The sequence below is a fragment of the Moritella sp. 28 genome (assembly GCF_018219435.1).
Classification (GTDB): Bacteria; Pseudomonadota; Gammaproteobacteria; order Enterobacterales; family Moritellaceae; genus Moritella.
The window spans coordinates 3,713,986-3,727,067 of sequence record NZ_CP056121.1; the positions used below are offsets into that span (position 1 = coordinate 3,713,986).

Here is a 13,082-nt window from a genome sequence, read left to right on the forward strand (position 1 = left end):
TCCTCCCGCTACATCACTTATCTTAGATCTGATTTTTCAACTTATCAATTAACGCTGACGGTAAATTCTGTGCCTCTCTAACGCCTGCAGATACGCTTTTGCCATTAAGTGGTCAACATCAATACCGCATACGAAATCAAATAAACTTCGCACAACTATTGTAAATAATAATCACACAATAGTTAAGTAATCGTTAACTTATGGTTATGCAAAGTGAGGTTTTAGCTCATCAAAATCCTCTTTTAAGCTTGTGTATCGACATATCTACAAAATCGCGATTACAGCGATTAAAATTAAGTAATTAACGTCTTAGTCTCAAATAAAAAATAACGTGCTCAGCGCTTCTGAGGACGTTATTTTATATAACAAAAACAACTAAAACCGTCAGTCCTTAGTTGTTTTTAATTTCTAATTTTTCCTTGATTTTTGAATATACATTAAAAATCAGAGTCAAAACTCTTTAAATACAACCACTTAAAATGTAAACCCCAGTTAACACACATGGTTATCCACAGAATCTGTGGATAACCTGATTAAAATACCTATTATTGGTAGGATAATCCAATCATATGCCTAATTTAGTCCACAACCGCGTTTTTATGCTTAAAGTTATGCACAACAGGAGTAATGCTAAGGAGATATATACACAATGCGGAAATATTTGTGTATAACGTGTGAGGCATAAAAAAAGCCTCAAACGAGGCTTCTTTATCATCAGTATATGTCGTTAACTATTCAGTCTGAGCTGATTAGTTTACGCCTGACTCATCTTCAAGTTGTTTGCGTAATTCCGCTTCTAATTCTTGTTGTAATTCGTCTTGAAGTTGATAATACGATAAATCGTTTTCATTATAGTCCATCATAACCACCTTACTTGTACCAAATAGTACATCGTTAAATATGTCGATAATCGATAACCTGCTTATCACACTTCTCCGAACAACCCTTTGTTCAGCTCATGTATTAATCGTAACACAGCATTTTCAGTCTGCAATATTTGTTGATCTGGATGAAAAGTTTGATCATGGTCAATAAATCTATTTTGTAATTATTTATCAACATTTTGATTATCAGCTCTTCATATGAAAGTAAACTAACGAAATAACAAAGGAACCATTACCTCAAATACAAGGAGGTGACTAAAACTGAACAAAAATAAACAAAATAGAACAACTTAATATAAGTTATATCAAAAAGTAATATAGAGGGTTTTTGACGCTAATATCAGCACATCAATGAATTGACAAGAAAAGGAGTTGGCTAGGAAATTACGTAACAGACTCTGTTTATACAGTGATAGGAGTGACTTTAACAATCACTCCATCATTGCAACTATTCTGCTTTAGGCGAGTAAATAAAGATTAGTACTTTAAGACCTTTACCCACTTCTGCTTCTTTAAATACAGCTGGCGGCGCAAGTTGTTCTTGAAACACACAATCAGGGCAATGCTCTGCTACATTATCAAATAAGAACTGTTCACCAAGCTCCGGAGCATTTAAACATAACATCACTTTACCACCCGGTTTCATCAACTGTGGGATACGCTTAATGATCTTGCTGTAGTCACGTTTAATATCAACACTGCCTTTTTGGAATGACGGTGGATCCGAGATCAACAGGTCATAAGGACCGTGCTTACGCAAGCGACCATATGATTTAAAGATATCAACACCTTCAAATTTAACCCGCTTAAGATCATGACCATTACTGCGGTGATTATCACGACCCATGGTTAATGAGGTACGGCTAAGATCAACGTTCATCACCTTGTCTGCGCCACCCGCTAAAGCGGCAACAGAGAAAGCACATGTATATGAGAACAAATTTAATACATTGGCATTTTCTGCATGCTCTTTCACCCACTGACGGCCATTCGCCATATCTAGGAATAATCCTGTATTTTGCGCACGACCAAATTCTAAATTGAAAGTCATACCATTTTCAGTGATTTCGGTACGGTGACATTCTTCGCCAAGGAACAATGCTGTAGGTGCACGTTCACGACAGCGGAATTGCACGAGTACAGTTTTACATTGCTCACCAAGTTGTGCTTGAAGCGATTCAGCTAACAATAATAAGTAATCGTTTTCTTCTTCTTTGTATAGCGTAATAAGTGCAACTGGTGGTAGCCAATCAATGTTCATGTGTTCAAAACCAGCATACGTATGGCCACGACCATGGAACAAGCGACAAGCATCTTCTGCTGCAGCAGAAAAATCAATAAATTCAAGCGGCAATTTCACATCAGCCTCAGACATAGCAACAGTCACAATCTTGTTCACCTTAATTAATTTTACAAAATAAAAAGGGATGCACACTGTACATCCCTTTATTCAATTCACCGCATTATACTTGATTAGCACTAAAATGCGATCAAGCGGATCGGTTATTTTTTCACATCAACATCACTACTGATCAGTATCGACATCCAGTTCTGATCATTAATGGTTTCTAAGCCAATTTTAACAATCATGGTTAGCGGTACAGCGAGTAGCATACCAACAAGGCCAAGTAACCAACCCCAGAAGATTAATGATAAGAATACAATCAAAGTTGATAATCCCAGTCCTTTACCCATGAAGCGTGGCTCTACAACGTTACCCATGATCAAGTTAATTGTGACATAGCCAGCAGCGACTGCACCAGCTTGTGGTAGACCCAGCTGTAAAGTCGTTAGAATCACTGCCGGTACTGCGGCAATTAAAGAACCGATATTAGGTACGTAGTTGAGTAGGAATGCAATCAATCCCCACAGAAGATAGAAATCCACATCCATTATAAACAACATTAAACCAACAGATATACCCGTCGCCATGCTAACTAGCGTTTTGATCGCTACGTACTTGTTCACTGAATCTAAGAACTTGTCTAGCTGTGCTAATTTGAAGTCAGGGTCTTTAAACATTAAATGTAGTTTCTTCGGTAATACATCACCTTCAAACAACATAAAGACGACAGTTAATAAGATCAGGAAGATATTGGCCATCACCCCAGACAAACTACTCACCATGCTAGATACCATAGTAACAGCGGTGCCTGGATTGAAGTATTCCAATAAAGTGTCTGATGATATTTGAATATTGTATTTATTTAAGAATATGACTAGCTCGCCATAATGTCCTCTAATTTGGCTTTGATAATCACCAATATTACTCGTTAGTTGTTGTACACTCGAACCAATGACACTGGTGATCGTCAAGCCAATCAAGATAGCTACAATCAACACCATAAAAATGGCTATTGCACGAGGGATACGGCAACGAGTGATCACATTGACCAACGGATTACAAATAATAGCAATAAACACAGCAAGCAAAAATGGAATTATAATCGGCGTGGCTATTTTGATACCACCGAGGATAATGATCACAGCGGCTATCATCCCCACATTACGCATCTGGCTATTTTCGTTTAAAATTAGTTTCATAGTTACTCATTAAGGTGCTACTGGGCGCTAATAGTCGCCAGTATTCTACGACGTGATTGATGAATATAACCTTAACAAGGTTAAAACACTAATAATATTAGATTGTGAATATTTGCAATCGCATGCTAAACAAGGAATTAAATGCAGTGAATATAACTATGATTTGAAATAAGATATTTTGAAGATGTTATTTTGAAGATGTTATTTTGAAGATGTTATTTTGAAGATGTTATTTTGAAAATAATGTTTGAAGCAGAAATGGTGGAGCCAAACGGGATCGAACCGATGACCTCGACACTGCCAGTGTCGCGCTCTCCCAACTGAGCTATGGCCCCATTTCTACAGCAGCGTTCGCTACTGCAGAGAATAATATGCATCTGCCGTTTAACTGTCAATATCTATAATTTAAAAATCAACATCAAACGACAGAAAGTATATTATTTACACACCCTTAGGCGTTTTCACGTGCAGCAATAAATGCTAACGCTTTGTCGATACCAGCAAGGCTGCGTTCTTTACCGATAAGCTTTAGCGTTACATCTAATGACGGAGATTGACCGGCACCAGTGATAGCAACACGTAGTGGCATACCTACTTTACCCATGCCAACTTCAAGTTCAGTCGCTGTTTCGTTAATAGCAGCGTGTAGAACTTCAGCATCGCTCCAATCTGTAATCGCAGCTAACTTCTCTTGCACTTTAACTAATGCTTCTTTCGCTACTGGACGTAAATGTTTCTTCGCCGCAGTTGCATCAAATTCAGCATAGTCTTCAAAGAAATAACGGCTAGATGCAGCAAGTTCTTTTAACGTTTTAGCACGTTCAGAAAGTACTTTAACAATCTCAGCTAACTCAGGGCCATTAGTTGTATCAATGCCTTGATCTGCCATGTGCCACTCAAGGTGAGATGCAACATATTCAGGTGCTAGTGTCTTAATGTAATGCTGATTTACCCATTGTAGCTTCTCAGTATTAAACGCTGATGGCGCTTTGTTTACTGCATCTAGGCTAAACAATTTGATCATTTCTTCAGTACTGAAGATTTCTTGATCGCCATGTGACCAGCCCAGACGAACTAAGTAGTTTAGCAGTGCTTCAGGCAGGTAACCATCATCACGATATTGCATAACGCCAACAGCGCCATGACGCTTAGACAGTTTAGCGCCGTCATCACCTAAAATCATTGCAACGTGTGCGTACTCAGGTACTGGTGCGCCAAGTGCTTTTAAGATGTTAATTTGACGTGGCGTATTGTTTAGGTGATCTTCACCACGAACAACATTAGTAATGCCCATATCCCAGTCATCAACAACAACACAGAAGTTGTAAGTTGGTGAACCATCAGTACGGCGGATAATCAGATCATCTAGCTCAGTGTTAGCAAATTCAACTTTGCCACGGATCTTGTCATCAACGATAACAGAACCTTCTTTCGGATTGCGGAAACGTACAACGTAATCAGCACCGGTGTCTTCAATGTCACCATGGCTACATTTACCATCGTAACGTGGGTTTTCTTTAGCAGCCATTTGCTTTTCACGTAATTCGTCAAGACGCTCACGTGAACAATAACATTTGTATGCTTTGTCTTCAGAAACTAGTTGATCAACTAACTCATTGTAACGATCGAAACGTTGCGTTTGGAAATAAGGACCTTCATCCCAATCCAGACCAGCCCATTTCATGCCTTCTAAGATCGCGTCAACCGCTTCTTGAGTAGAACGCTCTATATCAGTATCTTCGATACGCAATACAAATTCACCGCCTTGGCTTTTTGCATGTAACCAAGAATAAAGCGCTGTACGTGCGCCGCCTACGTGCAAGTAGCCAGTTGGGCTAGGTGCAAAACGAGTCTTAACAGTCATAAGTCTCACAATACCTTTTACATTATTTGATTCGCTTAACCTACTAGCAGGTTAAGCACATGATGCTGCGCATTTTACCACTAAAGATAAAACTAACAACAGCGAACTATCATTAACGAACGATGTACCACTATTAATTAACTATGTGTAGCTAAGAGTGCCAGTAAATCATCTTCAGTCAGAATATCTATGTCTAACTCTTGCGCTTTAGTGAGCTTAGAACCTGCTGCAGGACCTGCCACTAACGCCGTCGTTTTCTTCGACACACTACCAGCCACTTTTGCGCCTAAATCTTGTAACCGTGTTTTAGCCTCGGCACGAGAGATATTCACTAACGTTCCGGTGATCACATAAATAGTGCCTAACAAGGGTTGCTGACTTTCTTCTTTAACCGCAACATCATCCCAGCTCATGCCCGCTTCAATTAGCTGGTCAATCACTTCAAGGTTATGCGCTTCACGGAAGAAGTAGTAAATGTGTTTAGCAACAATATCACCGACATCCGAAATCAGAATTAAACGTTCTACAGAGGCTTTTTTGATTGCGTCTAAAGTTAACAAATCATTGGCTAAGTTAGCCGCTGTCGCTTCCCCTACTTCACGAATACCCAGTGAATATAAGAACTTGGCTAACGTGGTGTGTTTTGCTACTTTTAATGCTTCTAATAAGTTAGTGGCTTTCTTTGGCCCCATGCGATCTAACAGGGTTAACTTCCCAAAAGTCACGGTAAATAGGTCGGCTGGGGTTTTAATTAAATCAGCATCAACCAATTGCTCAACAAGCTTGTCACCCAAACCATCAACGTTTAGCGCTTTACGCGATGCAAAATGTTTAATCGCTTCTTTACGTTGTGCACCACAATACAGACCAGCGGTACAACGCACTGTTGCTTCACCTTCGATACGCTCTACTTCTGAATCACACACTGGGCACTTTGCCGGGAATACGATATCTTGGGCATCATCAGGGCGGCGCTCTAGCATCACACGCGCAACCTGCGGAATAACATCACCCGCACGGCGAATGATCACCTGATCTTTAATTTTAATGCCTAAACGGGCAATTTCATCAGAGTTATGTAGTGTGGCATTACTTACTGTCACACCACCAACAAACACAGGTTCTAGACGTGCGACCGGTGTGATGGCGCCAGTACGGCCAACTTGGAATTCAACATCCAATAATGTCGTTATCTCTTCTTGCGCAGGAAACTTATGTGACGTGGCCCAACGTGGTGCTCGCGCAACAAAACCCAATGTTTTCTGTAGGGCTAAATCATCGACTTTATACACGACACCATCAATGTCATACGACAGTGAATCACGGCGCTTACCTATCTGTTCATAGAAGTCTAAGCAGCCTTGATAACCCATAGCAACCGTTACATCTGCACAAACAGGTAAACCCCATTGCTTCAATTTTTGTAAATTTTCGGCATGCGAATTTGATAAGCCTTTACCTTCAACCTCACCTTCCACGACACCTAATGAATAGGCATTAAAGGCTAACGGACGACTTGCGGCAATTTTAGGGTCAAGCTGACGTAAGCTACCAGCGGCGGCATTGCGCGGATTGACAAAGGTCTTTTCACCTTTCTTTTTGGCATTGATATTCAATTGCTCAAAACCTGCTTTTGGCATAAAGACTTCGCCACGTACTTCTAAACGTTCAGGAAAGTCATCACCACGTAAGCGTAATGGGATTGATTTGATGGTTTTTACATTTTCAGAAATATCTTCACCGATTTGACCATCACCACGGGTGGCAGCACGAACAAAGTCACCATTCTCATACAGGATACTCACTGCAAGACCATCGAGCTTTGGTTCACAACTAAACTTAATCTCTGCTTTCGTTAATAAACGATCTTGTAAACGCTTTTCGAACGCTAACAACTCTTCTTCAGAAAACACATTATCCAATGACAACATTGGCATTTCATGCTGAATCTGGCTAAAGCCAGTTAAAGCTTCCCCCCCCACTTTTTGAGTTGGAGATGTGGCTAATGCAAGCTCAGGAAACTCGATTTCGAGCTGTTTTAGCTCACGTAATAAACGGTCATATTCCGCATCCGGTACGGTGGGATTGTCTAATACGTAATATTGGTGATTATATTCTTCAAGTTGCAGTGTTAAGGTTTGAATTTGTTTTACTTGTTCTGTCATCTTTACTTCCAAAGATAAAAAATTCCGAAGATCAAAAAAAGCCCCACCGAAGTGAGGCATTTATCTGGATAACATTATTTATTTCGCTAATGCTTTATGTTCTAACTTGCGAATGAACGCTTGTTCTTGCTCAATGGCTTCTTCTGTAAATGGGTTACGTGATGCATCCATTAATAGACCATCAACACCTTCAGCAATACGCTCTGCAGCATTTAGCATTAGGTTGTAATTGTGAGATGCTTGACCTGCACACGGGAACATCATGAATAATGATACACCTGGTGATTCAAATTGCTCCATTATATCAATATCAAAAACACCCGGTTTAACCATGTTAGCTAAACTAAAGATAACGGGTCCTTTACCTGCGGCATCAACATGACGGTGAAAAATATTCATCGCGCCAAATTTAAAGCCAAGCGCTGATAATTCTTGTAGCAATTCAGCACCGGCAATACGCTTGCCTTCACGAGCCATAATATTAATCACAAATACCGCTTCATCCGCAGTATCATCAATTGGTTTTTCTTGTACCCTTGCTGCGCTAGCATTTGTATTGTCGGCGATATCGTCACCGCTATGATCAAGATTGTTCTGTTCGTCTTGCGTCTGACTTTCAACAACCACTTGCTCTTGTCGCCCAGGTTCTGATTTAACTTCAGCCGCTGACGTTTCTAGCGTATCAACAACATCATAACTGACATCATTCATCGCTGTATCATCCCTTGATGAAGGAGTGTTTACATCCATGGCAGTAAACGAACCCGTTAGCACAGTAGCGTCTTCCGCTGCTTTCGATGCACCAAACTGAGGCTCAATTTTCTCAACGGTTATCGCCGTTGGTTCAACTGGCGCTTTAGGCACATTGATGTTCTCTTCTCCAGGCTGACTAACAACACGTTTTTCGCCAATACCATCAAGGTCAAATCCTTGCTTATCTTTAACGTTAGCGTCAACTTTACTTAATGGTTTGTCTTTTAATGGTTTTACTTGGTTCTTTTTATTTGACCAAAGGCCATGGGTAATTAAAGCAACAATTGCAATAAACCCTAAAATGATGAGAACAAGTCGCAAATCTTGCATAACAGCCTATCTCTTAATGTTAATTGTCTGTAAGTTCAATCGCAGTCGAAATATCGACGGCGACTATTCGAGAGACCCCTGGTTCATGCATGGTCACCCCTATTAATTGCTGAGCCATTTCCATGGCTAACTTATTATGACTAATATAAATAAATTGTACTGTTTCTGACATCTCCTGAACCAGTTTACAAAAACGCCCGACATTTAATTCATCGAGTGGTGCATCAACTTCATCTAGCATACAAAATGGCGCTGGATTTAATCTAAATATAGCAAAGACTAATGACAGTGCCGTTAATGCTTTTTCACCACCGGAAAGTAAAGAAATTCGTGCATTCTTTTTCCCTGGCGGTCGCGCCATAATGGTTACTCCCGTGTCTAATAAGTTGCTCGATGTTAGCTCTAACCAAGCTGCACCACCGCCAAACACTTTAGGAAATAACATTTTAAAATCATCATTAATTTTTTCAAACGTAGTCGCAAAACGCGCCCGAGTTTGCTTATCTATTTTAACAATCGCGGCTTCTAACGTAGCAATGGCTTTTTCTAAGTCATCGGTTTGCTCGTCTAAATACTGCTTACGCTGCGATTGTTGTTCATATTCTTCGACTGCAGCAAGGTTGACAGCACCAATCTTCTGTAACTGTACTTCAAACTGTTTTAGCTGCTGCTGATATTCTTTTAGTGTTAATATGTTAACACACTCACGTTTTAATGTGTCTACATCCACATTATCATCCGCAATCTGTTGATATAATAGTTGTTCTTTTGCTTTATTGTTCGCTTGTTTTAAATCAAGCTGCTGTATTTTGTCTTTAACTTTTAAGCAACTTGCCATTATCCTAGCACGTTTTTCTTCAACATCACGCTTGTCATTAAGTAGTTTAGCGCGTGTTGTTTTCTTTTGGCTATTATCATTTTCAATCGCAATTTGTTTTTCTGCAGCAATCGCACGCGCCGTTTCTAACTGTTGCAAGTTTTCAGCATATAATGAGTTGTCACCTAATGCAGCAATATCTTGTAAAATAGTTTGGTATTGAGAATCTGTTTTAGCAATTAATTGCTGCTGTTTCTCAATTTCGACCGCAAACTTGGTTTTAACTAAAAGCAATTGCTGTACTTGTTTTTCAAGTACTTTCTGTTCTTGTAAAAATCGCGCTTTATCTGCTTTTGCCGCTTCTGATTTTTGAATCAAACCATCATCATTAGCAAGCTGTCCAATCGTCACCTGAGTCGAGATTATCTGTTCATTAAAACGCTGTACTTCTTCTGCTTCAATCGCCAATAAATTATCAAGTGTGGATAAACGTGTATTTAACTGGTCGTGATTAAGCTGCCATTGGGCTTGCTGTTGCTGTAATAAGTCCAATTCTATCGTTAATTGTGATACTTCACTTTGTTTTAAAGTAAGATTAGCTTGAACCTTATCGATTTGATCTTGGTAATCACCCTGTGTCACCGACAACGCCGTTAATTGATTATGCTGCGTAGCAATCATTGTTTCAATCACAAGTAAACGCGCCTGTTGCTGCGATGCTTGCAATTGCATTTCAATCCGGCCTTGCGCAGAAGACACATTGGCTTTCGCATGCTGTGATAACCATACACCTTCATCGGTAAACCAATCTCCATGGGCAGTGATATAACTGTACTCTCCATGGCTATTAGCACCCACTTGCGCATCATTAATCGTTGCCACACAAGTCACTTGATTTAGCTGTCGATTAAATAAGTTATTTTTAACCTTACTTGCTAACGAACCAGCGCGTGCAACACAATGGCTCGGTTTGAACCATTGCAAAGCAGGTAACTCAGCCAGATCAAATTGTGCAAGTTGCTCGTCACTAATGCAGTAAGCATCAAGCCAATTTGCGAGCACTTTCTCTACTGCAGCTTCCCAACCGGATTCTACATCTAACTGTTGTAATAATTTTAACGGTATTGACTCGAAATTACATTCTAACCAAGTATGCGCGTGGTCTGCATGTTCCGCTTTACGTAATAACTCCGTGATAACACTCAATGATGCTTTTATTTCAGTTTGTTCAGTCACGTTTTTCTGAATATAAATCTCAAGTTCTGAAACTTGTTTGTTGATCCCTTGAAAACCATTATTCAACCCAGCGAGTTCGTGGGCTAAGCGCGTTTCTTGAGACTGTAACTGTTGCTGCTCTGTGGTTTTATCCGCGATAAGTACTTGCTTGCTGTGCAGCTCGAGCTGCTGCTGTTCTTCTTTTAGATCAATGCGTTGCAGCTTACTTTTATTAAGTACTGATTCTGCACTTTGTAATGCATTGGTCAATACATCAAGTTTACTACTAAAACGTTGTACCTTATCAAGGTATACCGCATGCTGTGCCATAGCTTGGTCGCTACTGATGGTGGCAGATGCTAATGATTGTTCAATCACTAATAATTCGGCCGTCATGCGATTATAGTCAGTCTCAGTCAATGACGCCTGCTGCTGATGCACTTGTAATTGGGTTTGCTCTTCTTTCAGTAAGATTTGTAACTTTTCACTTTGCTGCTGATATTCTTGTTGCTTACCTGCGGACTCTTGCTTACGCGCTTTGTGATGCAGTATTTTCTGTTCTATCTTGGTTAGCTCTGTACCTTGTAAATAAAACGCTTGTTGCTGGTTTTCAATAAGTATCGTTAATTCATTTAGCTGCACATCAGAATCTGTTATTTGAGTCTGAAGTTTAGTGGCGGTTGCTGTAAATTTTTCCTGCTCACTCATTAACACTAATTTTTGCTGAGTCAGTTGGTTAATCGAGCGCTCTACATCATATATTTGCACTAAACCAAGACGGCTTTTCGCTTCTCGCTGCTGCTGTTTTAACGATCTAAATTGTTGCGCGACAACCGACTGCACCTTCAACTTATCGATTTGCGCACCCAATTCAATACGAATGTCAGTAAGTCGATTTAGGTTATCTTTAGTTTGATTAATACGTAATTCAGTTTCGCGACGTTTTTCTTTATATTTAGAAATGCCCGCGGCTTCTTCAATAAAGTGGCGCAGTTCATGAGGTTTGGACTCGATTAAACGTGAGATCATGCCTTGTTCGATAATCGCATAACTGCGTGGGCCTAAGCCTGTGCCTAAAAACAGTTCAGTCACATCTTTACGACGGCACTTTTTACCGTTAAGGTAATATTGATTAGTACCATCACGGTATAATTCACGACGAATAGACACTTCATTATATTGTAATAAAGCATGATCAATACGTTGCTGAGCATTATCAAATAGCAGTTCAACACTGGCTCTTGAGACAGGAGAACGCGCCACTGAACCGTTAAAAATAACGTCAGACATTGCATCACCGCGCAAGTGCTTCGCCGAGCTTTCGCCCAGCACCCAGCGTACGGCATCAATAATATTTGATTTACCACAACCATTAGGGCCTACAACAGCGGTCATATCGTGCGGAAAAAGCAATTCTGTAGTATCAACAAATGACTTGAAGCCAGATATTTTGATCTTTTTAAGGTACATATCAAACAACGCATATAGAATAACCAGAAAACTTTAGCAGATGTATCTGCAATATTAAAGATTCGTCTGAACAGAATGGAAAAGCTGCTGCTTTTTACTGCACTTTTTACCTCAATCGGGGTCTCTTTTAGTGCAATGATAGATGCACCACAGTAACCACATGATAAGCTGTGCTACATAAACCACCCATAAGGCGCCATAGAATATGCTTTCAATAAAACCATCGTTATCGGGATTTCAATATTTCTTGCAAGGTTTTGACTTAATTCGTCAACCTAAGCTAAGACCTTTTGTATTGATCCCGCTATTAGTTAACCTCATGTTGTTTTCGGTTAGCTTTTATTTCTTATTTCAACAAATCGATGTGTGGCTAATGCAACTCGAAGCAAGCCTAGACTGGTTAAGCTGGTTAGTTTATATCATCAAACCCCTCGCCTTTATCCTTATACTGCTATTATTCGGGTTCTTTTTTGGTGCTATTGCCAATATTATTGCCGCGCCGTTTAATGGCCTATTAGCAGAACAAACCGAACTGCTATTAAGTAATAAGCCGATGCCAGAAAGTAGCATTAAAGATATTATATTAGATATTCCCCGAGTACTGACGCGCGAGCTTAAAAAGATAAAATACTACATTCCCCGTGCCATTGGTTTACTGCTGTTATTTTTCATTCCAGTTGTCGGTCAGACCGTGGCGCCAGTATTGTGGTTTATCTTTACCGCGTGGATGTTGGCCATTCAATATGCCGATTACACCTTTGATAACAATAAAGTTGGCTTTGACGAGATGCGCAGCGAACTATCATCAAACCGTATGCAGTCGTTAAGTTTTGGCTCTATGGTGGCACTGTGTCAGTCTATTCCCGTGGTTAATTTCATCGTTATGCCTGTTGCCGTATGTGGCGCAACAGCAATGTGGGTTGATAGCAGCGATAAGTAGACACTGCAACGCATAGAGATGATGTTCGTTAAAATAAAAGACCCCGTTAACGCATTAACGGGGTCTTTTTGTTTCATATATTCTTTAATAACGACAACTA

The 13,082-nt window shown here is 40.0% G+C and carries 7 protein-coding genes and 1 tRNA gene; 1 reads left to right on the plus strand and 7 read right to left on the minus strand.

Translation table 11 applies throughout. The features are described 5' to 3' along the window. Positions 1-1,332: 1,332 nt before the first annotated feature. The 7 genes from HWV02_RS16425 to smc all read right to left on the minus strand — a co-directional run bounded on the left by HWV02_RS16425 (position 1,333) and on the right by smc (position 12,042). Entirely contained in the window at positions 1,333-2,271 is a 939-nt protein-coding gene (locus HWV02_RS16425; RefSeq protein WP_211672516.1) for a class I SAM-dependent methyltransferase, read from the minus strand. 116 nt (positions 2,272-2,387) lie between these two features. Next, positions 2,388-3,428 (minus strand): AI-2E family transporter, encoded by a 1,041-nt coding sequence (locus HWV02_RS16430; RefSeq protein WP_211676814.1) that lies wholly within the window; start codon positions 3,426-3,428, stop codon positions 2,388-2,390. Positions 3,429-3,687: 259 nt separating this feature from the next. Continuing rightward, positions 3,688-3,763: transfer RNA gene (locus HWV02_RS16435), tRNA-Ala, on the minus strand. A gap of 116 nt (positions 3,764-3,879) precedes the next feature. Next, the gene (gltX, locus tag HWV02_RS16440) at positions 3,880-5,292 is read right to left on the minus strand and encodes a glutamate--tRNA ligase (RefSeq protein ID WP_075473592.1); all 1,413 of its coding nucleotides are present in this window, start codon (positions 5,290-5,292) and stop codon (positions 3,880-3,882) included. Between the two features lie 137 nt (positions 5,293-5,429). Continuing rightward, the gene (gene ligA / locus HWV02_RS16445) at positions 5,430-7,457 is read right to left on the minus strand and encodes an NAD-dependent DNA ligase LigA (protein WP_211676815.1); all 2,028 of its coding nucleotides are present in this window, start codon (positions 7,455-7,457) and stop codon (positions 5,430-5,432) included. A gap of 78 nt (positions 7,458-7,535) precedes the next feature. Further along, positions 7,536-8,540, minus strand: a complete 1,005-nt coding sequence (gene zipA / locus HWV02_RS16450; RefSeq protein ID WP_211688756.1) for a cell division protein ZipA — start codon at positions 8,538-8,540, stop codon at positions 7,536-7,538. 19 nt (positions 8,541-8,559) lie between these two features. Further along, positions 8,560-12,042: a chromosome segregation protein SMC gene (smc, locus tag HWV02_RS16455; protein WP_211688758.1), complete on the minus strand. Its 3,483-nt coding sequence runs from the start codon at positions 12,040-12,042 to the stop codon at positions 8,560-8,562. Positions 12,043-12,247: 205 nt separating this feature from the next. Between smc and cysZ the strand changes: the two genes are divergently transcribed. Then, positions 12,248-12,982, plus strand: coding sequence for a sulfate transporter CysZ (gene cysZ / locus HWV02_RS16460; protein WP_211676818.1), 735 nt, complete (start codon positions 12,248-12,250; stop codon positions 12,980-12,982). The last annotated feature ends 100 nt before the right edge of the window (positions 12,983-13,082 follow it).

Bases quoted from the DNA above. Each gene is read 5' to 3' on its own strand.
- gltX (WP_075473592.1), bottom strand. From the start codon at position 5,292: ATGACTGTTAAGACTCGTTTTGCACCTAGCCCAACTGGCTACTTGCAC.
- zipA (WP_211688756.1), bottom strand. From the start codon at position 8,540: ATGCAAGATTTGCGACTTGTTCTCATCATTTTAGGGTTTATTGCAATT.
- ligA (WP_211676815.1), bottom strand. From the start codon at position 7,457: ATGACAGAACAAGTAAAACAAATTCAAACCTTAACACTGCAACTTGAA.
- smc (WP_211688758.1), bottom strand. From the start codon at position 12,042: ATGTACCTTAAAAAGATCAAAATATCTGGCTTCAAGTCATTTGTTGAT.
- cysZ (WP_211676818.1), top strand. From the start codon at position 12,248: ATGCTTTCAATAAAACCATCGTTATCGGGATTTCAATATTTCTTGCAA.
- HWV02_RS16430 (WP_211676814.1), bottom strand. From the start codon at position 3,428: ATGAAACTAATTTTAAACGAAAATAGCCAGATGCGTAATGTGGGGATG.